23 protein-coding genes, 1 tRNA gene and 1 pseudogene are annotated in these 21,599 nt (G+C 69.5%); 19 read left to right on the top strand and 6 right to left on the bottom strand.

The window, feature by feature from the left end; genetic code table 11:
• The first annotated feature begins 26 nt into the window (after nucleotides 1–26).
• The 5 genes and pseudogenes from ACZ1HC_RS06670 to ACZ1HC_RS06650 all read left to right on the top strand — a co-directional run bounded on the left by ACZ1HC_RS06670 (nucleotide 27) and on the right by ACZ1HC_RS06650 (nucleotide 3,723).
• The gene (locus ACZ1HC_RS06670) at nucleotides 27–1,352 is read left to right on the top strand and encodes an ATP-binding protein (RefSeq protein WP_472699286.1); all 1,326 of its coding nucleotides are present in this window, start codon (nucleotides 27–29) and stop codon (nucleotides 1,350–1,352) included.
• Nucleotides 1,353–1,366: 14 nt separating this feature from the next.
• Complete coding sequence (locus tag ACZ1HC_RS06665) at nucleotides 1,367–1,990, top strand: response regulator (protein WP_472699285.1); 624 nt, start codon at nucleotides 1,367–1,369, stop codon at nucleotides 1,988–1,990.
• The gene (locus tag ACZ1HC_RS06660; RefSeq protein WP_472699284.1) at nucleotides 1,987–2,508 is read left to right on the top strand and encodes a DUF2478 domain-containing protein; all 522 of its coding nucleotides are present in this window, start codon (nucleotides 1,987–1,989) and stop codon (nucleotides 2,506–2,508) included. Before ACZ1HC_RS06665 ends, ACZ1HC_RS06660 begins: the two co-directional genes overlap by 4 nt.
• Nucleotides 2,505–2,714 (top strand): annotated as a pseudogene (locus tag ACZ1HC_RS06655) (sulfurtransferase TusA family protein); the annotation flags it as partial. The gene ACZ1HC_RS06660 and the pseudogene ACZ1HC_RS06655, both read left to right, overlap by 4 nt.
• 82 nt (nucleotides 2,715–2,796) lie before the next feature.
• Complete coding sequence (locus ACZ1HC_RS06650; RefSeq protein ID WP_472699283.1) at nucleotides 2,797–3,723, top strand: AEC family transporter; 927 nt, start codon at nucleotides 2,797–2,799, stop codon at nucleotides 3,721–3,723.
• A 102-nt stretch (nucleotides 3,724–3,825) separates the two neighbouring features.
• On the opposite strand, the gene ACZ1HC_RS06645 is transcribed toward ACZ1HC_RS06650, so the two are convergent.
• From ACZ1HC_RS06645 to leuB, 3 genes are all read right to left on the bottom strand, one after another.
• A tRNA-Pro gene (locus ACZ1HC_RS06645) sits at nucleotides 3,826–3,902 on the bottom strand.
• A 47-nt stretch (nucleotides 3,903–3,949) separates the two neighbouring features.
• A complete protein-coding gene (locus ACZ1HC_RS06640; RefSeq protein ID WP_472699282.1) occupies nucleotides 3,950–4,909 on the bottom strand; it encodes a DMT family transporter in 960 nt (319 codons plus the stop codon).
• Between the two features lies 1 nt (nucleotide 4,910).
• Nucleotides 4,911–6,035, bottom strand: coding sequence for a 3-isopropylmalate dehydrogenase (leuB, locus tag ACZ1HC_RS06635; RefSeq protein ID WP_472699281.1), 1,125 nt, complete (start codon nucleotides 6,033–6,035; stop codon nucleotides 4,911–4,913).
• A 159-nt stretch (nucleotides 6,036–6,194) separates the two neighbouring features.
• Here leuB and ACZ1HC_RS06630 point away from each other — a divergent pair, with 159 nt between their 5' ends.
• The 7 genes from ACZ1HC_RS06630 (at nucleotide 6,195) to ACZ1HC_RS06600 (ending at nucleotide 12,355) form a co-directional block, all read left to right on the top strand.
• Nucleotides 6,195–7,334: an MFS transporter gene (locus ACZ1HC_RS06630; RefSeq protein ID WP_472699280.1), complete on the top strand. Its 1,140-nt coding sequence runs from the start codon at nucleotides 6,195–6,197 to the stop codon at nucleotides 7,332–7,334.
• Between the two features lie 42 nt (nucleotides 7,335–7,376).
• The gene (locus ACZ1HC_RS06625; RefSeq protein ID WP_472699279.1) at nucleotides 7,377–8,414 is read left to right on the top strand and encodes a glycosyltransferase family 4 protein; all 1,038 of its coding nucleotides are present in this window, start codon (nucleotides 7,377–7,379) and stop codon (nucleotides 8,412–8,414) included.
• Entirely contained in the window at nucleotides 8,411–9,043 is a 633-nt protein-coding gene (locus ACZ1HC_RS06620; RefSeq protein ID WP_472699278.1) for a glycosyltransferase family 29 protein, read from the top strand. Before ACZ1HC_RS06625 ends, ACZ1HC_RS06620 begins: the two co-directional genes overlap by 4 nt.
• 123 nt (nucleotides 9,044–9,166) lie before the next feature.
• A protein-coding gene (locus tag ACZ1HC_RS06615) for an IS5 family transposase (RefSeq protein WP_472698269.1) occupies nucleotides 9,167–9,948 on the top strand; the annotation gives its coding sequence in 2 pieces (ribosomal slippage) (nucleotides 9,167–9,509 and nucleotides 9,509–9,948; 783 coding nt in all).
• Nucleotides 9,949–10,290: 342 nt separating this feature from the next.
• Nucleotides 10,291–10,659 (top strand): hypothetical protein, encoded by a 369-nt coding sequence (locus ACZ1HC_RS06610; protein ID WP_472699277.1) that lies wholly within the window; start codon nucleotides 10,291–10,293, stop codon nucleotides 10,657–10,659.
• A 70-nt stretch (nucleotides 10,660–10,729) separates the two neighbouring features.
• Nucleotides 10,730–11,752 (top strand): aspartate-semialdehyde dehydrogenase, encoded by a 1,023-nt coding sequence (locus tag ACZ1HC_RS06605; RefSeq protein WP_472699276.1) that lies wholly within the window; start codon nucleotides 10,730–10,732, stop codon nucleotides 11,750–11,752.
• A gap of 3 nt (nucleotides 11,753–11,755) precedes the next feature.
• Nucleotides 11,756–12,355, top strand: a complete 600-nt coding sequence (locus tag ACZ1HC_RS06600) for a DedA family protein (RefSeq protein WP_472699275.1) — start codon at nucleotides 11,756–11,758, stop codon at nucleotides 12,353–12,355.
• A 31-nt stretch (nucleotides 12,356–12,386) separates the two neighbouring features.
• Here ACZ1HC_RS06600 and ACZ1HC_RS06595 read toward each other — a convergent pair whose 3' ends face one another.
• On the bottom strand, nucleotides 12,387–13,034 hold the full coding sequence (locus tag ACZ1HC_RS06595) for a carbonic anhydrase (protein ID WP_472699274.1): 648 nt from the start codon (nucleotides 13,032–13,034) through the stop codon (nucleotides 12,387–12,389).
• Nucleotides 13,035–13,174: 140 nt separating this feature from the next.
• On the opposite strand from ACZ1HC_RS06595, the gene ACZ1HC_RS06590 reads away from it, so the two are divergent.
• The 4 genes from ACZ1HC_RS06590 to serB all read left to right on the top strand — a co-directional run bounded on the left by ACZ1HC_RS06590 (nucleotide 13,175) and on the right by serB (nucleotide 16,727).
• Nucleotides 13,175–13,552 (top strand): hypothetical protein, encoded by a 378-nt coding sequence (locus tag ACZ1HC_RS06590; protein WP_472699273.1) that lies wholly within the window; start codon nucleotides 13,175–13,177, stop codon nucleotides 13,550–13,552.
• A gap of 62 nt (nucleotides 13,553–13,614) precedes the next feature.
• Complete coding sequence (locus ACZ1HC_RS06585; protein WP_472699272.1) at nucleotides 13,615–14,985, top strand: leucyl aminopeptidase family protein; 1,371 nt, start codon at nucleotides 13,615–13,617, stop codon at nucleotides 14,983–14,985.
• The gene (locus tag ACZ1HC_RS06580) at nucleotides 14,982–15,824 is read left to right on the top strand and encodes a C40 family peptidase (RefSeq protein WP_472699271.1); all 843 of its coding nucleotides are present in this window, start codon (nucleotides 14,982–14,984) and stop codon (nucleotides 15,822–15,824) included. Before ACZ1HC_RS06585 ends, ACZ1HC_RS06580 begins: the two co-directional genes overlap by 4 nt.
• Before the next feature lie 24 nt (nucleotides 15,825–15,848).
• Nucleotides 15,849–16,727 carry a phosphoserine phosphatase SerB gene (serB, locus tag ACZ1HC_RS06575; RefSeq protein WP_472699270.1) on the top strand — a complete coding sequence of 293 codons (879 nt, stop codon included), beginning with the start codon at nucleotides 15,849–15,851 and terminating at the stop codon, nucleotides 16,725–16,727.
• Here the strand turns inward: serB and ACZ1HC_RS06570 are convergent.
• A complete protein-coding gene (locus ACZ1HC_RS06570; protein WP_472699269.1) occupies nucleotides 16,717–17,718 on the bottom strand; it encodes an NAD(P)H-dependent flavin oxidoreductase in 1,002 nt (333 codons plus the stop codon). The two genes, serB and ACZ1HC_RS06570, sit on opposite strands and share 11 nt — an antisense overlap.
• Before the next feature lie 157 nt (nucleotides 17,719–17,875).
• Here ACZ1HC_RS06570 and ACZ1HC_RS06565 point away from each other — a divergent pair, with 157 nt between their 5' ends.
• Nucleotides 17,876–18,634, top strand: a complete 759-nt coding sequence (locus ACZ1HC_RS06565) for a TSUP family transporter (RefSeq protein ID WP_472699268.1) — start codon at nucleotides 17,876–17,878, stop codon at nucleotides 18,632–18,634.
• On the opposite strand, the gene ACZ1HC_RS06560 is transcribed toward ACZ1HC_RS06565, so the two are convergent.
• Nucleotides 18,631–19,602: an asparaginase gene (locus ACZ1HC_RS06560; RefSeq protein ID WP_472700798.1), complete on the bottom strand. Its 972-nt coding sequence runs from the start codon at nucleotides 19,600–19,602 to the stop codon at nucleotides 18,631–18,633. The two genes, ACZ1HC_RS06565 and ACZ1HC_RS06560, sit on opposite strands and share 4 nt — an antisense overlap.
• A gap of 170 nt (nucleotides 19,603–19,772) precedes the next feature.
• Between ACZ1HC_RS06560 and ACZ1HC_RS06555 the strand changes: the two genes are divergently transcribed.
• Together ACZ1HC_RS06555 and rlmN are read left to right on the top strand one after the other, a co-directional pair.
• Nucleotides 19,773–20,297: an invasion associated locus B family protein gene (locus ACZ1HC_RS06555; RefSeq protein ID WP_472699267.1), complete on the top strand. Its 525-nt coding sequence runs from the start codon at nucleotides 19,773–19,775 to the stop codon at nucleotides 20,295–20,297.
• A gap of 128 nt (nucleotides 20,298–20,425) precedes the next feature.
• Entirely contained in the window at nucleotides 20,426–21,598 is a 1,173-nt protein-coding gene (gene rlmN / locus ACZ1HC_RS06550) for a dual-specificity RNA methyltransferase RlmN (RefSeq protein ID WP_472699266.1), read from the top strand.
• Nucleotide 21,599: the final 1 nt, after the last annotated feature.

Genomic DNA, 21,599 nt, shown 5'->3' with positions numbered 1-21,599 from the left:
CGGGCCGGTCGGCCACTCTGCCGGCCATGAACCGGCTTTCGCTGACGCAGCGCATCCTTCTGGTGATCCTGGCCGTGCAGGCGGCGCTGTTCGCGGCCCTGGCCGCCGCCAGCCTCGAGGGCGCGCGCCGCGACATCGCCATGGAGACCCGTCTGGCGGTCGAGACCGCCCGCGCCCTGGTGCTGGCGACGGTGGGAACCATGCAGGGCGCGGTGCCGCCCGACCGGATCATGCGGCTTCTGCCTGAACGGCTGGTGGTGCCGCGCCACGTGACGCTGGGGACGGTGGACATCCTGGACGGCGTGGTGCGCCAGGCGCCGGCCCCCGCATCCGCGCAAGGCCGGGCGCCGCGGTGGTTCGCGTCGCTGGTGGCGCCGGATCTGCTGGAGACCCGCCTGCCCGTGGTGATCCAGGGGCGGCCGCGCGGCTATGTCTTCATCGCCAACGACCCGGCGGCCGAGATCGCCCTGGCCTGGCGGAACCTGTCGGCCTTCCTCGGCCTGGCGGCCCTGGCCTCGGTGGTGCAGGGGCTGCTGATCCTGCTGGCGACGCGGCAGGCGCTGCGGCCGGTGGCGGCCATCGCCAGCCGCCTGGCCGACCTGCGCCGGGGCGATCTGACGGCGCGCGTGGGACGGGTGGCGCAGCGCGACCTGGCGCCCATCGCGGCGGGGGTGGACGACCTGGCGCGGGCGCTGCAGCAGGCGCAGGCCGACCGCGCCCGGCTGCAGCGCCGCGTCGTCAGCCGCGGCGACGAGGAGCGCAAGGCCATCGCCCGCGACCTGCATGACGAGATGGGCCCCTGCCTGTTCGGCCTGCGGGTCGAGACCGACGCCCTGCGCGCCGCCGCCGCCGCCAACCCCGCGATCGAGTCCCACGCCCGGTCCATCGCCGCGATCGCCGACGAGATCGCCCGCGTGAACCGCGCCCTGCTGGGCGACCTGCGCCCGGTGGCCATCGGCCAACTGCCGCTGGCGGCGGTGCTGGCGGACTACGCCGCCGATCTGGGGCGGCGCTTTCCCGATCTGGACATCGACCTGGATCTGGCCCCCGGCCTGCCCGAACCCGACGAGGCCACCGCCCTGACCCTGTTCCGCATCCTGCAGGAAGGCACCACCAACGCCCTGCGCCATGCCGACGCCCGGCGCATCGCCGTGCGGCTGTGGACCGACCCCGCGCATTGGCGGATGGTGCTGTCCGACGACGGCCGGGGGATGGCGCCGGGCAGCCGCGAAGGCACCGGCTTGACCGGGATGCGCGAACGCATCACCCTGCTGGGCGGCGATTTGTCCTTGTCCTCGGGGCCCGGGGGAACCACCATCAGCGCCAGCCTGCCCCTGGCGCAGGCAGAGTGAGAACGGGATTGCAGATGAAATCCGCCCTTGTCATCGACGACCACCCGATCACCCATCTGGGGGCGAACCGCCTGCTGCGCGAACTGGGATACGAGCGGATCGGCCAGGCCATGTCCGGCGAGGAAGCCCTGGCGCAACTGGCCCGGGACGGCGCGCCCGATCTGATCGTCTTGGACATCAGCCTGCCGGGACAGGGCGGGCTGGATCTGGTGGCGCCGCTGCGCGATGCCGCGCCCCGGGCCCGCGTCCTGGTCTTTTCGATGAACGACCAGACGGGATTCGCCGCCCGCGCCCTGCAGGCCGGCGCCCAGGGCTTCCTGTCCAAGAACGCCCCGCCCGCCGATTTCCGCGAGGCGGTGCGGGTGGTCGAGGCCGGCGAGTTCTACCTGTCGGCCAGGCACGCGATGGCGCTTGCGACGCTGCGCGCCGGGGCCTCGGCCGATCCGCTGGGGGCGCTGTCGGACCGCGAACGTCAGGTTCTGGCGCTGATCGGCCGGGGATTGAGCCTGCAGGCCATCGCGGACGAGCTGGAAGTCAGCTACAAGACGGCGGCCAACACCTCGTCGGCGCTGAAGAAGAAGCTGGGGGTGGACGGCATCAACGGGCTGATGAAATTCGCCCTGGACAGCGGGGTATGACGGCGATGCTGGGATGGTTCAGCCTGGACGACACCGCCCCGCCCGGAGAGGCCGACCGGGTGCTGGCGCGGCTGACGGCGACCCTGGCGGATGCCGGCTTGCGGCTGGCGGGCGCCGTCCAGGTCAATACCGACCTGGGCGCCGACTGCGCCTGCGACATGGATGTTCTGGTCATCGGCGAGGAGGACAGGCCGATCCGCATCTCGCAGTCGCTGGGGGGCGGATCGTCGGGCTGCCGTCTGGATCCCGGCGCCCTAGAACTGGCGGCGGCGCGGGTTTCGGCCCGCCTGGCGGGGGCCGAGCTGCTGGTGGTACCGAAGTTCGGCCGCCAGGAGGCCGTCGGGCGCGGCTTTCGCAGCGTGATCGCCGAGGCCGTGGCGCAGGGCGTGCCGGTGCTGCTGCATGTCCCGACCCAGCAGCAGCCCGAGTTCGAGCGGTTCTGCGGCGGCTTGGGACAGCGCCTTCCGCCCGAGGCCCTGGCCGAATGGTGCCTTGAGCAGGCCGCGGGCGTGCAGTGACCGATGATCCGGTGATCGACGCCCGCGGGCTGTTGTGCCCGCTGCCGGTGCTGCGGCTGCGCAAGCTGTTGCTGCAGCGGCCGCCCGGGGCGCGGATGCGGCTGTGGACCTCGGATGCGATGGCGCTGGTCGATGTGCCGCATTTCTGCGAGACCGGCGGGCACCGCCTGGTCGGACGGCGCGAAATGGGCGGGGGCGTTCACGAGTTCACCGTCGAAAGGGGGCCTTCCGCCCCCTCGGCCGCAGCCGCGGCCTCACCCCCGAGGATATTTAGACACAGAAGATGGAATGCTGGCGGTCTTTCTGAAAACCCTGCCCTTCTTCGGGCTGATCGGGCTGGGCTGGCTGGCCGCGCGGACGCGGTTCTTCCCGCAGGACGGCGCGGTCTGGCTGACGCGGTTCGTGTTCTATTTCGCGCTGTCGGCGATGCTGTTCCGCTTTGCGGCAGGCCTGGATCTGGCGGCGCTGTTCGACGGCCGCTTCGTGCTGGCCTATCTGGGAGGGTCGCTGGCGGTCTGGGTGATCGGGATGGCCGCCGCCCGGACGCGCGGCCTGCCCCTGCCCGAGGCGGCGATGGAGGCGCAGTGCTGCATGATCGGCAACACCGGCTTTCTGGGCGTGCCGATGCTGGTGGTGCTTCTGGGCGAACGCGCCATCGGCCCGGTGCTGATGGTGCTGACCATCGACATGCTGGTGTTTTCCACGCTGATCACCCTGATCATCCATGCGGGCCGCAGCGGCGGGCTGCGCCCGGCCAGCCTGGCGCCCATCGGCCGGGGCATCGTCGCCAACCCGATGATCCTGTCCATGGTGGCGGGGCTGGCCTGGGCGCAGCTGCGCCTGCCCCTGCCCGGTCCCCTGGACGAGTTCCTGGTGATGCTGGGCGCGGCGGCCACCCCCGGGGCGCTGTTCGCCATCGGCGCCAGCCTCGCGGGGCGCCGGATCGGGCGGCTTGCGGCCTCGGGTTGGCTGACGATGGCCAAGCTGGTGCTGCATCCGCTGGCGGCGGGGCTGGCGGCCTGGGCGCTGCGGGTCGACCCCTATGCGGCCGGCGTCATGGTTGCGGCCGCCGCCCTGCCGGTGGCGGGCAACGTCTATATCCTGGCGCAGCATTTCGGCGTGGCCCAGCAGCGCGTCTCGGCCGCGATCCTGATGTCCACCGCCGCCAGCATCGTGACGATCCCGCTGGTGATGCTGCTGATCGGGCAGGCGTGAAGCCCGCCGCGCCCATCCCGGCATCGCGCTGTCCTGCGAGGCGCCCTGTGCCGTACCGGGCCGGATCGTCGTCCTGGGAAAACCGGAAGAATGCGGGAAGACTGGTCGGAGCGAGAGGATTCGAACCTCCGACCCCCTGCTCCCGAAGCAGGTGCGCTACCAGGCTGCGCTACGCTCCGACCGTGGTGGGGCAGGTAGCGCGGGGCGGGGCCGAATGCAAGCCCCGTCAGGGGCGCGGCGGCCATATTCTTTGCAGAAGCGAGGCGCGCGGCGCCGTCACCGTTTCCGTCCGGATGCGCGAGGCGATGACCGGGCGGTGAGCCGAATTGCCGCCCCGGCCCTCGCGCCAGACGATGTAGATGCCCGAGGCGATGATGACCGTGGCGCCCAGGAAGGTCGGCAGGTCCAGAACCTCGCCGAAGAAGATCCAGCCATAGGCGGTGGCCCAGAGGATCTGCGAATACTGCATCGGGGCCACGATCGCGGCCTCGCCGGCGCGGTAGGCCAGGATGATCAGGAAGCCCGCCATCAGCCCCAGGCAGGCGATCACGCCGGCAAGCGCCAGATGCGGCAGTTCCATCGGCCGGTACTGGAAGGCCAGCGACGCGCCGGTGGCCAGGAAATTGCCCAGCATCGGCCACATCAGCAGCACCAGCGGCCGTTCGGACCGGCCCAGCCTGCGCAGCACGACCGCCGTGGTGGCCGAGGCGACGGCCGAGGCCAGGGCCGCCAGATGCCCCCAGCCCAGCGCCTGCCCCCCGGGCCGCAGCACGATCAGCACCCCCAGAAGGCCGATCACCACGGCCGCCCAGCGATGCGGGCCGACGCGCTCTCCCAAAACCGGGATCGAGAGGATCGTCACCAGCAGCGGGGCCGAGAACAGGATCGCATAGACCTGGGCCAGCGGCAGGTGCGAGAAGGCCAGATAGCTGCCCATCCCCGAAACGATCCCCGCCACCGTGCGCAGCGCCACCCAGCCGGGATTGGCCGGGCGCAGCGTGCCCGGCGTGGGGTCGCGCATGATGGTGACCATCACCAGCGGAAAGGACAGAAGCGAGGAGAAGAACAGCACCTGCAGCGCCGGATACTGCCCGCCCAGCACCTTGATGACCGCATCATGCGTAGCGTAGATGCCCATGGCCAGCAGGGCCAGGGCCGCGCCGCGCACGTTCGACGCGGTCTCCATCTCAGCCCTGGGCCAGGGCCGCGACGATCCGATCGCCCATCTCGGCGGTAGACACCGGCGTGCCGCCCTGGGGGCCCATCAGATCCGCCGTGCGCACGCCCTGGGCCAGCACCGTTTCCACCGCCCGTTCCAGATCGGCGGCGGCTTGGCCTTCGTCGAAGGAATAGCGCAGCGCCATGGCGAAGGACAGGATGCAGGCGATGGGATTGGCCTTGCCCTGGCCCGCGATGTCGGGGGCGCTGCCGTGGACGGGTTCGTACATCGCCTTGGGCCGGCCGTTGGCCATCGGCGCGCCGAGGCTGGCCGAGGGCAGCATCCCCAGGCTGCCGGTCAGCATCGCGGCGGCGTCCGACAGAAGGTCGCCGAACAGGTTGTCGGTCACGATCACGTCGAACTGGCGGGGGTTGCGCACCAGCTGCATCGCGCCGTTGTCGGCATACATGTGCGTCAGGTCCACATCGGGATATTCGTTGTCATGGACCCACTGCACCTCCTCGCGCCACAGCACGCCCGATTCCATCACGTTGGCCTTCTCCATCGAGCAGACCTTGTTGTGCCTGCGCCGCGCCAGTTCGAAGGCGGAACGGGCCACGCGGCGGATTTCCCCGCTGGTGTAGCGCTGGGTGTTGATGCCGACGCGGCCGCCCTCGTTGTCCGCGTTGTTGCCATCCGGGTGGATGCCGCGCGGTTCGCCGAAATAGACGCCCGAGGTCAGTTCCCGCACGATCAGGATGTCGAGGCCCGCCACCACCTCGCGCTTGAGCGAGCTGAAATCGGCCAGCGCGTCGAAGCACTGGGCGGGGCGCAGGTTGGCGTAAAGATCCATCTCCTTGCGCAGGCGCAGCAGGCCGCGTTCGGGTTTGACGGCGAAATCCAGCACGTCGTATTTCGGCCCGCCCACCGCGCCCAGCAGCACCGCGTCCACGGCCTGCGCCTGGGCCATCGTCGCGTCCGTCAGCGGCGTGCCGTGCGCGTCATAGGACGCGCCGCCCACCAGGCCGTGGCGGATGTCGAAGGACATGCCGCGATTGGCCCCGAACCAGTCGATGACCTTGACCACCTCGGCCATGACCTCGGGGCCGATCCCGTCGCCGGGCAGGATGAGAAGCGAATAGCTGTCGGACATGGTTCCTCCGGTCCTGGGTCGCGCCGCCGCGCCGTCGGGTCCGGTGCTAGTGCCACGGCCGGGGCTGGTCAAGGCGACCCGGCGGGGCGGGTTGCACGTCTTGCACCTTTTGCCGCGATGGCCCAGCTTGCAGGCCGGGTCCCAACAAGGAGTGCCGCCATGCCCGCCCTGTCCGCCGGGATCGTCAGCCTGGTGCTGGCCTATGTCCTCAGCCAGTTCTACCGCGCCTTCCTGGCAGTGCTGACGCCGGTGCTGGGGACCGAGCTGGGCGCCACGCCCGGCGATCTGGCGCTGTCGTCCGGGCTGTGGTTCGCGGCCTTCGCGGCGATGCAGATCCCGGTGGGGCGGATGCTGGACCGGATCGGGCCGCGCCTGACGGTGGCCCTGCTGCTGGGGGGCGCCGGGGGCGCGGGGGCGGCAGTCTTTGCCCTGGCGCAGGCGCCCTGGCACCTGCATCTGGCGATGACGGCCCTGGGCGTCGCCTGCGCGCCGGCGCTGATGGGGTCCTATTACATCATCGCGCGGGAATATCCGGCTGCGGCCTTCGGCGGGCTGGCGGGGATGATCGTGGGCTTCGGCTCGCTGGGCAACATCCTGGGCGCCTCGCCGCTGGTCTGGGCGGTCGAGGCCTTCGGCTGGCGCGCGACCATCGGCGGGCTGGGCATCGCCACCCTGGGCGTGGCGCTGCTGATCGCGGCGACGGTCCGCGACCCGGCCCGGCTTGGCGACGATCACCCGCAGGGATCGCTGGCCGAGGTGCTGCGCATCCGCGCCCTGTGGTTCATCCTGCCGCTGTTCTTCGCCAACTACGCCGCTTCGGCGGCGATCCGGGGGCTGTGGGCGGCGCCCTATCTCGAGGCGGTCTTCGGCGCCGATGCCGCGACCATCGGGCGGGCGACGCTGGTCATGGGGATCGCCATGATCGCGGGCAACTTCATGGTCGGGCCGATGGTGCGCCTGATCGGCGGCCTGCGTCGGACCATCCTGGCCTTCACCTTCGTGGCGATCCTGGTCCTGGCCGGGCTGGTCCTGCTGCCCGGCGCCAGCCTGGGGCTGGCGACGGCCGCCCTGGCCATGGTGGGCCTGTCGGGCGCGGGCTATGCGCTCTTGATGGCGCATGGGCGGTCCTTCCTGCCGCAGCATCTTCTGGGACGCGGGGTGACCTTCCTGAACATGGTCTCGATCGGCGGGGTGGGCGTGATGCAGTTCGCCTCCCGCCCGATCCACGAGGCGGCAAGCGCGGCCTTTCCCCCGCGCAGGCTTTCGCCATGCTGTTCCTGTTCTTCCTGGTCCCGCTGATCGCAGGCTTCCTGCTGTACTTCCTGACGCCCGAGGCCCGCCATGTCTGATCCGCTGGTCATCGCCCCCAACCTGAAACGCCGCCTGTCGGGCGTCACCGCGACCGTGGTGCGCCTGATCCCGGTGCAGGCCCGCATGATCGCGATCCGCGCCACCGGCCCCGGCCTGCCCCCCGAGGTTCCGCAGATCCCGCTGGCGCGCGCCGCGCTGATGCCGCGCGACCGCTGGCGGGTCTGGCACGCCCGGCGCAACACCGAGATGGCGCTTGGCCTGATCCTGCGGCACCTGCTGCGGCGCAGATACCGGCTGATGTTCACCTCGGCCGCGCAGCGCCATCACACCGGCTTCACCCGCTGGCTGATCCGCCGGCAGGACGCCGTCGTGGCGACATCCGACAAGGCCGCCCGCTATCTCGAGCGGCCGGCGCCGGTGGTCATGCACGGGGTGGATACCGACATCTTCCGCCCCACCGCCGACCGGGCTGCGCTGCGGCGCGAACTGGGGCTTGATCCCGACGCGGTGCTGATCGGCTGCTTCGGCCGGGTGCGCGCGCAGAAGGGGGTGGATCTGCTGGTGCGCGCCGGGCTGCGGCTGCTGCCGGACCGGCCGCGCGCGGGGGTCCTTCTGACCGGCCGCATCACGCCCGAGAACCGCGCCTTCGCCGACGGGCTTCGGGCCGAGATCGCCGCGGCGGGGCTGGAGAGCCGCATCCGCCTTCTGGGCGAACTGCCCTGGGACCAGGTGGTGCGCCACTACCAGGCGCTCGACCTGTTCGCGGCCCCCGCCCGGTGGGAGGGCTTCGGCCTGACCCCGCTCGAGGCGATGGCCTGCGGCGTGCCCGCCGTCGCCACCCGCGTCGGCGCCTACGAGACGCTGATCCGCGACGGCGTCACCGGCAGCCTGGTGCCGCCCGATGACCTTGATGCGCTGACCCGCGCCCTGCGCCGCTGGCTGGACGACGACGCCGCCCGCATCGCCGCGGGCCGCGCCGCCCTTGACCATGTCGCCGCCCACCACGCCATCGAGGGCGAGGCCCGCGCCCTGGTGGCGATCTACAACGACCTGCTGGCGCGGCCATGAACAGGCTGGCCTTCCACACTGCCCGCCTGCTGCGCAACGAGGCCGCGCTGCAGGCCCTGTCGGTCCCGCAGGCGGCGCTGCTGGCCGAGCTTCGGGGCAGGTCGGTCGCGCTGGTCGGCAACGCCCGGTCGCTGGCGCAGGCCCGGCAGGGCGCGGCCATCGACGCCGCCGACCTGGTGATCCGCATCAACCGCGCGCCTATGCCCGCGCCCGAAAGCCACGGGACGCGGACCGACTGGCTGGCCCTGGCGGTGCGCCTGTCCGATCAGGACCGCGCGCGCCTGAACCCGGGCCGCATCCTGTGGATGTCTCCCAAGCGCAAGCGGCTGGACTGGCGGACGGCGACCAGCCCCGGCTTCTACCTGCACCCGCTGTCCGACTACCACGCCCTGAAGGACCGCCTGGCCGCGCCCCCGACCACCGGGGCGATGATGATCGACCTGCTGCTGCGGTCGGGCCTGTCGCGGCTGACGCTTCACGGCTTCGATTTCTTCGCCAGCCAGAGCCTGTCGGGCAGCCGCACCGCCGCCCAGGTGCCCCATGACTTCGCCGCCGAGGCCGCCTGGGTCGCGGATCTGATGCGAACCAATGAGCGGTTGTGCATTAACCTACCGTTGACGGTTCGATAATAAGGCCCGATATCTTGTCCTCAGGAAAGGATGGATTATGGAAACCCTTTTTTCTAGGTGATGTTGACAAAAGGGGTTCCACCGGCGTTCGCGCTGTGATTCAAGCTGCTCTCTACGTAGGAGATGAGCTTGGCACGCAACCTGATGTCCGACGACGAATGGGGATTCTTTGAGGGCTTCATCCGAGCCGTCCGGCATCCGAACGGGCGCAAGCCTGCGGACCATCGTCTTGTTCTGGATGGCATTTTCTGGATCGCAAGGACTGGTGCGCCGTGGCGCGACCTGCCCGAAGAGTTCGGCAAGTGGTCCTCGGTCTACCGGCAGTTCCGCCGTTGGACCCTTGCCGGGCTGTGGGAGGATATCCTGGACGCGCTGAACCACGCTGGGATCGCGCCGGACAAGCTGCAGATGATCGACAGCACCGTGATCCGCGCCCATCATCATGCGGCGGGCGCAAAAGGGGGACTCCGAAAGAGGCTCTTGGCCGTTCGAGAGGTGGCTTCTCGACCAAGATCCATCTCCGCGTCAACGGCGCTGGCCTCCCGATGAGGACCGAGATCACGCCGGGGCAGGATTCCGACTACACCGGCTATGATCTGGTGATGGCCGACAACCTGCCGCAGCCAGCCGTCCTGGTCGCAGACAGGGGCTATGACTCTGATAAAATTCGGGAAGACATCGAGAGCCGCAACGCCCTCCCCATGATACCGATGCGAAAGAACCGAAGGGTGCGCAAGGCTGTCGACATGACCATCTACACCCTGCGCAACATGGTCGAGCGCTGCTTCAACAAGCTGAAAAACAGCCGTCGGCTGGCAACCCGCTACGACAAAACCGCAGAAAGCTTCCGCGGCTTCATCGACATCGCATGCATCAAGCTCTGGCTCCGCCATTTGTCAACATGACCTAATCAGCTGTATAATTCCTTACTGGCGCTTAATGCAGCATGCCAACGCAATCCTGTAGAAAAAGTTCTTTCAGAGAAAGGTGGGGGAAGTATATTTACAGAAATAAGGCATATACAAGAACTTTTTAACGAGACTTATGGTGAACTGATCCGGGCTGATTTTAGATCGGAAGAGCATCGCCAAGAGCAAATCGACGAGCTTCTTGAGGTCCAAAACGAAGTTTTCAACACGATCTTCTCGCGTGGTGGGGCGCGGTCTATTGGCCCCATAATAAGTGAGCGATCACTCAAAACAATTAAAGCAATTGCAGTTCTGTTATCAGAAAAAAATGTTATTGCAGTGGAGCTTGTTGATCGCCAAATTCTGATTGAGCGGACGGAACAGTTGCTATCCGACATTCATAATTGGGACATAGATTACTACTGTCGAAATGCGTTGATCTTGAAGATCAACGCCGTTCAAAGAATAGTGCAGGCATCCTCTAATCCTTCTCCTCTTGAGGTTCGGAATGCAGTCAAGTCAGTTATTGCTGATTTTTCGGTTGAGTTTAACAAGATGGACAAAAAGCATCAGCGTCAATTAGAGGCATTAGCAAACTGGGCAAAAAGCCTATTCGGCAAAGGCGAACGAGTCATAGGACTTACCCTCATGGCCAATGAGACACTCCAGTTAGCCGCACCTGCTATTCGCCAGATCACCTCTGGATAGGATCTCCTCTTCCCTTGCACACCCCCATGCGCTAAAGGCGTCCGACCGCCAGAAAAGGAGTCCCAAGGAGATGGGCTACAAAGTCGTCGTCGCCGGCGCCACCGGGAATGTGGGCCGCGAAATGCTGAGCATCCTCGAGGAACGCCAGTTCCCCGTGGACGAGATTGCCGCGCTGGCCTCGCGCCGGTCGCAGGGCACCGAGGTCAGCTTCGGCGACAAGACGCTCAAGGTCAAGGACATCGAGCAGTTCGACTTTGCCGGCTGGGACATCGCCCTGTTCGCCATCGGCTCGGAAGCCACGAAGACCCATGCGCCGCGCGCCGCCGCGGCGGGCTGCGTGGTGATCGACAACTCGTCGCTGTATCGCTACGACCCGCAGATCCCGCTGATCGTGCCCGAGGTGAACCCCCAGGCGATCCACGATTACAAGAACAAGAACATCATCGCCAATCCCAACTGTTCCACCGCGCAGATGGTGGTGGCGCTGAAGCCGCTGCACGACCGCGCGCGCATCAAGCGGGTTGTGGTGTCCACCTACCAGTCCGTGTCCGGCGCCGGCAAGGAAGGCATGGACGAACTGTGGGACCAGACCAAGGGCATGTACGTCCCGGGCCAGGAGGTCGCGGCCAAGAAGTTCCAGAAGCAGATCGCCTTCAACGTGATCCCGCAGATCGACGTCTTCCTGGACAGCGGCGACACCAAGGAGGAATGGAAGATGGTGGTCGAGACGAAGAAGATCCTCGACCCGTCCATCAAGGTCACCGCCACCTGCGTGCGCGTCCCGGTCTTCGTCGGCCATTCGGAATCCATCAACATCGAGTTCGAGGATTTCCTGGACGAGGACGAGGCCCGCGACATCCTGCGCGAGGCGCCGGGCATCCTGGTCGTGGACAAGCGCGAACCCGGCGGCTACACGACGCCGGTCGAATGCGTGGGCGATTTCGCCACCTTCGTCAGCCGCATCCGCCAGGACGTGACGGTGGAAAACGGCCTGAACCTGTGGTGCGTCAGCGACAACCTGCGCAAGGGCGCGGCGCTAAACGCGGTGCAGATCGCCGAACTGCTTGGCAATCGCGTCCTGAAGAAGGGTTAGGCGGTGTTCGACTGGATCACGGGCTTTCTCGACAGCGGCGGGGCGCTGGCCATCGCTGTGCTGATGCTGCTGGAAAACGTCTTTCCGCCGATCCCGTCGGAACTGATCATGCCGCTGGCGGGCTTCAACGCCGCGCGCGGCGGCACGCCCCTGTGGCTGGCGGTCCTGGCCGGCACCCTGGGATCGCTGGCCGGGGCCTGGCTGTGGTATCTGGCGGGCCGGGCCGTCGGCGCGCACCGGATGCGCCGGCTGATCGCCCGGCACGGCCGCTGGCTGACCACCACCCCATCGGAGTTCGAGCGCGCCGAGGAGTGGTTCCATCGCCACGGCCGCACCGTGGTGTTCTTCGGCCGCTTCGTGCCCACGGTGCGCACGCTGATCTCGATCCCCGCCGGCATCGAGCGGATGCCGCAGGGGCAGTTCCTGCTGCTCACCGGGCTTGGCAGCTTCATCTGGTCGGGCGGGCTGGCGCTTGCCGGCTATCTGCTTGAAGACCAGTATGAACGCGTCGAACTCTGGATCAACCCGGTGTCCACCGCCGTCGTGGCGGGCATCGTCGCGCTGTATGTCTGGCGCGTGATCCGCTGGAGGCCGGACGCCTGAACGGCGCCGGCCTGGGCCTTATCCCCGGCCCTCAGACCTCGACCCAGTTGCGCCCGCCGTCCACGGCCTGGACCAGCGTGCCCTCGCTGATGTCGTGGACCAGCCCGTGCAGGGACATCTGCCCCGAGGCGACGGCCTCCTTCACGAAGGGGAAGGTCATCAGGTTCTCGATCGAGACCAGCACCGCCTCGCGTTCCAGGGCCGGGATCTGCTGATCCTCGGGCAGATCCTTCACCCGGTCATAGCCGGGGCGCAGCACGTCCATCCAGCGGCCGACGAAGCTGGTCTTTTCCTCCAGTTCGGGCGCGGTTCCCGAACACATCGCATGACAGCCCGCGACGCCGCCGCAGCGGGTATGGCCGACCACGATCAGATGCGAGACCTTCAGCGCCTGCACCGCGTATTCCACCGCCGCCGAGGTGCCGTGCTGCAGCCCGTCGGGCGCGTAGGGCGGCACCAGGTTGGCGATGTTGCGGTGGATGAAGAACTCGCCCGAATCGGCGCCGAAGATGCTGGTGACATGCACGCGCGAGTCGCAGCACGAGATCACCATGGCCCGCGGTCTCTGGCCGTCGGTGGCCAGGCGCCGGTACCAGGCGCTGTTTTCCGTGTAGGAGGTGGCGTACCAGCCGTGGAAGCGGGTCACCAGGTATTGCGGCAAAGGACGGATGTTATGCATGGATCACCCCACTGGACCCGCGTGTGATAGGCCGGGATTGAAACAAATTCGAGAGGTTTCTGTCCCCGGGATCAAGGTTTTCTTCACGGCGAAAGGTCATCTTGCCCAAACCGACAAGTAGGCAGGTAATGGTAGGAAAGATGGCACAGATCATGGCGTTGGCTGTTTCGGAACCGGTTCGGGTCGATTCCCGCCGCCTGGGCGACATCGTGACCGAACTGGGCGAAACCGCCGCGCAGAATGTCATCGGCCTGGCCCTGGAACAGCTGGCCACGGTGCTGGCGGCCACGGACGCGGCCATCCGGTCCGACAGCCTGACCGAGGCCGCGCGCCAGTGCGACCTGCTGGCGCGCCTGGCTTGGCAGATCGGGCTTCTTTCGCTGGCCGGGGTGGCGATGGATCTGGGCGCCTGCACCGAAAGGCGCGAAAAGGTGGCGATCGGGGCTGTCCATGCCCGGCTGATGCGCGTCGGCAACCGGTCCCTCACCGCGATCTGGGACGACGGCCAGCCCGTCTGAGGCCGGGGTTGCAGGGGCCTGCCCAGCCTGTAATCTCGCGCCCGAGAGACAAGGACAGGCCCATGACCCCCGATTTCGCCGCCGATTCCGCCGATGCCCTGCCGCTCTGGGTGGTGTGGAAGGACGATCCGCTGCCCGAACAGGCCGGCTCCTGGCCGGCGGCCAGCGGCTTTTCCGGCAAGCTGGCCGAGATCTGCCTGCTGCCCGGACCCTCGGGCGGATTGGCGGGGGCGATGCTGGGCCTTGGCGACCGGGCGCAGGCGGGCCGCCACCGCTTCGCCCCGGCCCATGCGGCGGCCCTGCCCGCGGGATTGTGGCGGCCCATCCTGCCCCCCGGCTTCGACCGCGACGAGGCCGCGCTTGCCCTGCTGCTGGGCCAGTACCGCTTCACCCGCTACAGGGGGCATGGAACGGGTTCGGCAGGGGCGCGCTTCGTCTGCCCCGAAGGCGTCGATGCCCGCCGGATCGCCGCCCAGGCCGCCGGCGAGTTCCTGACCCGCGACCTCATCAACACGCCCGCCAGCGACATGGGTCCCGAGGCGCTCGAGGCCGCAGCCCGCGCCCTGGCCGGGGATCTGGGCGCCGGGATCGCCGTCACCACGGGGGCGGACCTGATCGCGGCGAACCTGCCGATGATCCACGCCGTCGGCCGCGCCGCCGAACAGGCGCCGCGCCTGATCGACCTGCGGCTGGGCGGGCGCGGGCCACGCCTGACGGTGGTCGGCAAGGGGGTCTGCTTCGACACCGGCGGTCTGGACATCAAGCCCTCGGCCTCGATGCTGCTGATGAAGAAGGACATGGGCGGGGCGGCCTCCGCGCTTGGCCTGCTGAAGATGCTGGCGCTGACAGGTGCGGCCGACCGGATGCAGATCCGCCTGCTGCTGCCGGTGGTCGAAAACAGCATCGCCGGCAATGCCTTCCGCCCGGGCGACGTGCTGACCAGCCGCAAGGGCCTGACGGTCGAGGTGAACAACACCGATGCCGAAGGCCGCCTGATCCTGGCCGACGCCCTGACCCTGGGGGCCGAGGAAAGACCCGACCTGATGATCTCGCTGGCGACCCTGACGGGGGCGGCGCGGGTGGCGCTTGGGCCGGACCTGCCGCCCTTCTATTGCGACGACGATGCCACGGCCGAGGGCCTGTCGCGCGCCGCGATGGCCGTGCGCGACCCGTTGTGGCGGATGCCCTTCTGGGACGGCTACGAGCCGCAGATCGAGCCGCAGATCGCGGATCTGGACAACGCGCCGTCCGGGGGGATGGCCGGGTCGATCACCGCCGCGCTGTTCCTGCGCCGCTTCGCGCAGGGGGCGGGGCGCTATGTCCACATGGACATCTACGGCTGGCAGCCCGCCGCGGCGCCGGGCCGGCCCAAGGGCGGCCTGGGCCAGGGCGCGCGCGCCATCCTGGCCGCCCTGCCCGAGATCCTGGCATGACGCTGGACCGGCGCCTGACGCCGGCTACCGACCGCGTGGCCCTGGAATGCCTGGCGGGCGTGATCGAACGGCCCGTCTATACGCCGGGCGATGCCGCGCGGCTGGTCGTGCCGCTGGCCGACCTGCTGGCCGCGCCTGACGGGCGGCGCGACCGGCAGGTGAATTTCGGCGCCGACGTGACCGTGATCGAGAGGCGGGGCGAGTGGTGCTTCGTGCAGGCGGCGCTTGACGACTATTGCGGCTGGCTGCCGGCCGCCGCCCTGGGCGCCGACCTGCCGCCCATCACCCACCGCGTCACCGCGCCCGCCACCCATGTCTATCCCGCCCCCGACATGAAGCAGCGGGAACTGGCCAGCCTGTCGGTCGGCGCGCGCCTGTCGGTCACGGGCAGCCAGGGCCGCTTCGCCCGCCTGGCCACCGGCGGCTTCGTTCCCCTGCAGCATGTCGGGGACCGGCCGGCCGCGGACCCCGTCGCGGTCGCCGAAGGCCTGATCGGCACGCCCTACCTGTGGGGCGGCAACAGCCGCTGGGGGATCGACTGTTCGGGCCTGGCGCAGGCCGCGCTCAGCGCCTGCGGCCTTGCCTGCCCCGGCGACAGCGACCTGCAGCGCGCGGCCTTTCCCGCCGCGCAGGACATCCGGCGCGGCGACCTGCTGTTCTGGCCCGGCCATGTCGCGATCGCCCTGTCGCCCGGCCGGATGATCCACGCGACGGCCTTCACCATGTCGGTGATCGTCGAGGCCATCCCCGACGCCATGACCCGGATCGAGTCGGCCGGAGACGGCCCCTTCCTGGGCATCCGCCGCCCGCCTCTGGCGCAGCCCGCCGCTTTGGCCTAGAGCGCCGGCAGAGGAGGCCGGCCCATGTTCACAGTTTCGCTGATCGCATCCCCGCGGCGCGCCAACCTGACCGAGGACGCGGCCCGGGCCCTGGCCGACCGCTGGGGCGGCGGGCCGCTGCGGTGGCTGAACCCGGGCGTCGCGGTGGAATTCGACCTGGGGTCCCGGCCTGCCGATGCCGAGACCGCCTGGGACGCGCTGCAACAAGACGGTGTGGATATGGCGGTCCAGCCCCGCCAGGGCCGGCGCAAGTCGATCCTGCTGGCCGACATGGATTCGACCATGATCGGCCAGGAATGCATCGACGAACTGGCCGAGGTGGCGGGCGTCGGCCCCCGCGTGGCTGACATCACCGCCCGCGCCATGAACGGGGAACTGGATTTCAACGGCGCGCTGACTGAACGCGTGGCGCTGCTGGCGGGCCTGAGGGACAGCGTGATCGCCGAGGTGCTGGATTCGCGCATCACCCTGGCGCCCGGCGGCGCGGCACTGGTGGCCACCATGCGGGCGCATGGCGGTTATGCCGCGCTTGTCTCGGGCGGCTTCACCGCCTTCACCCAGGCCGTCGCCGCCCGGCTGGGCTTTGACGAACACCGGGCCAACACGCTGCTGGCCCGCGACGGCTTGCTGACCGGGCAGGTGGCGCTGCCGATCCTGGGCCGCGAGGCCAAGGTCGAGGCGCTGATCCAGATCGCCGGCGCGCGCGGCCTGACCCCGTCCGACGTGATCGCCGTGGGCGACGGGGCCAATGACCTGGGGATGATCCAGCTTGCCGGAACCGGGGTGGCGCTGCACGCCAAGCCCGCGGTGGCCGCGCAGGCGCCCATCCGCATCAACCATGGCGACCTGACCGCGCTGCTGTATCTGCAGGGCTACCGCGCCGCGGATATCGTCACGGGCTGATGGCCAGCACCGTCTCGGCGGCGGGGCGCGCCACGCTGGCGGCGGCGCCCGTTCCCGCCCAGAAGGCGCCATAGCCGTGATGCCCCCGGGCCGAGGCGGCGGCGTGAAGCGCCTTGCCCAGGTCATAGGCCAGCGGATAATCCGCCGCCGCCGCGTCGTCGATCCGGGTGAAGTCGTTGACCAGGCAGCGCGCCGGACGCCCCGAGATCGCCCGCGTCATCGCCGTCCGCCCGATCGCCAGCGCGTCGCGATGCACCGGGGGCGTCGCGGCCTCGGGGGCGCGCAGGAAGGCGGTGCCGCACTGCACGGCGGCCGCCCCCGCCGCCATCGCCGCCCGCGCGCCGGCCCGGTCCATGATCGCCCCGGCCGCTACGACCGGCAGGCCCAGGGGGATCAGCGCGCGGACAAGGGCCAGATGATCCAGCCGTTCGTCCGGACCCCCGGGGTCGAAGATGCCGCGATGCCCGCCCGCCTCATACCCCTGGGCCACGATCGCGTCGAAGCCCGCCTCGGCGATCGCCCGCCCTTCCGCGACCGAGGTCGCCGTGGCCCAGAGCGCGCAGCCCGCCTGCTTGAGGGCGGCGATCTGGGCGGGCGTCGGCAGTCCGAAATGGCAGCCGACGATGGCGGGCCGTTCAGCCAGCAGCACGGCCAGCATGGCGTCGTTGTCCCGGAAGGTGGGATAGATCTCGGTCAGGTGCTGCGGCGGGCTTGCGCCGAACTGGGCGAAGCGCGGGCGCAGGGCCTGGATCCAGGCGGCCTCTTGCGCCGGGTCGCGGCGGGCCGGGGCATGGCAGAACAGGTTCACGCCGAAAATCCCCCGGGCGCGCTGCCGCAGGGCGCCGATCGCCCTGGACGCGCCCGCCGGGTCCAGGGCGCCCAGGGCCAGAAAGCCCAGCCCGCCCGCCTCGCAGACCGCCGCCGCCAGATCCGGCGTCGAGCTGCCCGCCATCGGCGCCTGAACGACCCGGCGGGCCAGCCCCTCGAACATCCCCTGCCCCCGTCGCTGCCGCCCGATGCCCCGATTGAAGCGCGCGGCCGGCAAAAGTCCAGCGGAGTTTCCCCGCCGGCCCTGCCGGCCCGGGGGCGGGTGGCGGGGCGGCGGCCCCGGCTTTACAAAGACCCGGCAAAGGCGCATGGCGCGGATCATGCTGGATCTTTCCCTGGAACTCGTGGTTCTTCTGGCCGCCGCAGGCTTTGCGGCGGGCTTCATCGATTCGATCGCCGGGGGCGGCGGGCTGATCACCCTGCCCGCGCTGCTTCTGGCCGGAATCCCGCCCGCGCAGGCCCTGGCCACGAACAAGGTCCAGGGGGTTTTCGGCGCCGCCACCGCGGCGATCAGCTATGCGTCCCGCGGGCTGGTGGATCTGCGCAGCCAGGGACGGGCGGCGGTCATCGCCGGGGCTGCCGGAGCGGCCGGTGCTTCGCTTGTCAGCCATCTGCCGACCGACCAGTTGCGGCTGGTCCTGCCGGTGATCCTGATCGGCATCGCCGCCTTCTTCGCGCTGAAGCCCGGCCTGAACGACCTTGACCGGGTCCAGAGGGTGGCGCCGGCGGTCTTCGCCGCCACCGCCGTGCCGCTCGTCGGTTTCTATGACGGGGTGCTGGGGCCGGGCGCGGGATCCTTCTACATGATCGCCTTCGTGACCCTGGCCGGGCATGGCGTGCTGAAGGCCACCGCCCATACGAAGCTGCTGAACTTCGCATCGAACCTGGGCGGCCTGCTGGCCTTCGCGCTTGTCGGCCAGCCCCTGTGGCTGCTGGGGATCGTGATGGGCGCGGCGCAGATCGCCGGCGCCGGCCTGGGGTCACGGCTGGCCTCGCAGATCGGGGCGCGGCTGATCAAGCCCTTGCTGGTCGTCACCTCGACCGCGCTGGCCCTGCGGCTGGTCTGGCAGATGATCTAGGCGGGAAAGCCGGGCGAGGTCCGCATCTCTCCGGTGACGATCCCGCGCCAGTTGCGGATCGGGCCGGTCAGGAAGCGCCCCACGGCCGGGTCGTTGCCGGCCAGCACGCCCAGATGCACCAGCAGCGCGGTGATCGCGGCTTCGGCCGCGCGGGTGCCGCCATCCTGCACCTTCAGCGCGACGCCCAGCCCCTGATCGGGCAGGATCGCCACGAAGACCGCCTCGGCCCCGGTCTTGGCGGCCACCCGGCCGGCCGTCGCGCGCATCAGGATCGTGCAGGCCCGCCCTTCGCCGGCGACCATCTCGGGATGGGCGCGCATGGCATCGACCAGCCGGCGCATCGCCTGCCCGCGCCGATCCGGGCCGGGATCGGCAAAATTCGCCATCGCCCGCCCCAGACCGGCCAGCGAACAGGACCAGTTCGGGGCCGAACAGCCGTCGATGCCGTAGCCGGGGCTCACCTCGGCCGTCACCTCCTCGAAGGCGGCCTTGACGGCGGCCTGCACGGGGTGATCCGGCTCGACGTAGTCCGGTCCGCCGCCCAGATGCCGGTTCAGCGTCAGGAAGCCCGCGTGCTTGCCCGAGCAGTTGTTGTGCATCTGGCAGGGGGTCTGGCCGCCGCAGGTCAGGCGGCGGTTCTCGTCGGGGTCGCGGGGCATGTGGCAGCCGCAGCGCAGATCCAAATCCCCCAGCCCGAGCGCCCGCAACCACTGGTCCACGGCTTCCACATGCATCCGCGCCCCGCTGTGGCTGGCGCAGGCCAGCGCAAGCTGCCGGTCGGTCAGGCCCGCCGCGTCGGCCGCGCCGCTCTCGACCAAAGGCAGCGCCTGGATCATCTTGCACGAGGACCGGGGGAAAACGATCCGGCCGGGCTCGCCCCAGGCCTCGACCACGCCCTTGGCGTCGCAGATCACCGCGTCGCCGCAATGCAGGCTTTCCCGCTGCCCGCCGCGCCACAGTTCGATCATCTCGGCTGAACGCACCGGCTGCCGCCTCCCTGACAAATGCGCGATTTCCTGCCTTGCGCTCTTTCTCGCGCGGTGATTTTGGCTATCCTGACCGCATAAGGTTGAAAAGACCACAGCAATCGGGAACAACGCCCCCAGATGTGGCGAAACCCATGGCAGGAGGCCAGAGCATGACCAACACCACGCTGCGCGGCATGACCGCCGCCCTTGTCCTGATGGCTGGACTGGGGACCGCCGCGGCGCAGGAATCCACCAATGTCGTCGCGACCGAGGGCGACTGGACGGTGTTCGCCGCCGAGAACCCCAAGGAATGCTGGGCGGTCTCGCCGCCGAAGGCGACCCAGAACACCGACGCCAACGGCGCCCCGCGCGAGGTGACCCGCGGCGACATCCGCCTGTATGTGGCCTACCGCCCCGGCCAGAACGGCGAGGTCAGCTTCAGCGGCGGCTATCCCTTCGCCCCCGACAGCACGGTCGAGGTGGATGTCGGCGGCACCAAGTTCAACCTGTTCACCGAAGGCGAAAGCGCCTGGACCGGCAGCGCCGCCGATGACGAGCGGCTGATCGCCGCGCTGCGCGGCGGCACGAACGCCGTCATCACCGGGCGGTCGTCGCGCGGCACCGTGACCAAGGACACCTTCAGCCTGGCGGGCATCACCGCCGCCACCAACACGGCGCGGGCGCGCTGCCAGTAAGGGGGCGCTGCCCCCGTCCCTGCGGGACTCCCCGGGATATTTGGACACAGAAGATGCCGCGGGGCCGGGTTGATTTCCGGCCTCGTCCGGCTTATCTGCGGGTCTTTCGCCCCAGACCGGTGACCGCCATGACCGCGCCCATCACGCAGGATGTCCTGACCCTTCCCCGCAAGCTGCCCGACAGCGGGCGGGTGAACATCGTCGGCCTGACGCGCGACCAGCTGAGCGACGCCCTGATCGCGGCGGGCACGCCCGAGAAGCAGGCCAGGATGCGGGTGGGCCAGATCTGGCAGTGGGTCTATCACTGGGGCGTGCGCGACTTCGCGCAGATGACCAACCTTGCCAAGGACTATCGCGCCCTGCTGGCCGAGCGGTTCGAGATCGCCCTGCCCCGGATCGTCACCCGCCAGATCAGCGCCGACGGCACCCGCAAGTATCTGGTCCGCATCGCCGGCGGCCACGAGGTCGAGACCGTCTACATTCCCGAGGAAGGGCGTGGCACGCTGTGCGTCAGCAGCCAGGTCGGCTGCACGCTGACCTGTTCCTTCTGCCACACCGGCACGCAGAAGCTGGTGCGCAACCTGACCGCGGGGGAAATCGTCGGCCAGCTGATGCTGGCGCGCGACGACCTGGGCGAATGGCCCGAGCCCGGCGCCCCCAAGGACGAGACGCGGCTGGTCAGCAACATCGTCCTGATGGGCATGGGCGAGCCGCTGTATAACTTCGAGGCCGTGCGCGACGCGATGGAGGTGTGCATGGACAACGAGGGGCTGTCGCTGTCGCGCCGCCGCATCACCCTGTCCACCAGCGGCGTGGTCCCCGAGATCGCCCGCACCGCCGAGGAGATCGGCTGCCAGCTTGCCGTCAGCTTCCACGCCACCACCGACGAGGTCCGCAACGTCCTGGTGCCGATCAACAGGCGGTGGAACATCGCAACCCTGCTTGACGCCCTGCGCGAGTATCCGCGGCTGTCGAACAGCGAGCGGATCACCTTCGAATACGTGATGCTGGCCGGCGTGAACGACAGCGACGAGGATGCGCACCGGCTGGTCGATCTGATCCGGGGCATCCCCGCCAAGATCAACCTGATCCCCTTCAACGAATGGCCTGGCGCGCCCTACAAGCGGTCCAGCAACAACCGCATCCACGCCTTTGCCGACATCATCTACAAGGCGGGCTATGCCAGCCCGATCCGCACCCCGAGGGGCGAGGACATCATGGCGGCCTGCGGGCAGTTGAAGTCGGCGACCGAGCGGGGGCGGAAGTCGCGCGCCGAGATCGCGGCCGAGGCGGCGGGATAAG

Source organism: Paracoccus sp. BR5-17 (assembly GCF_055693925.1).
The sequence above is the reverse complement of the archived record's forward strand: the minus strand, read 5'-3'. Positions and strand labels throughout refer to the sequence as shown.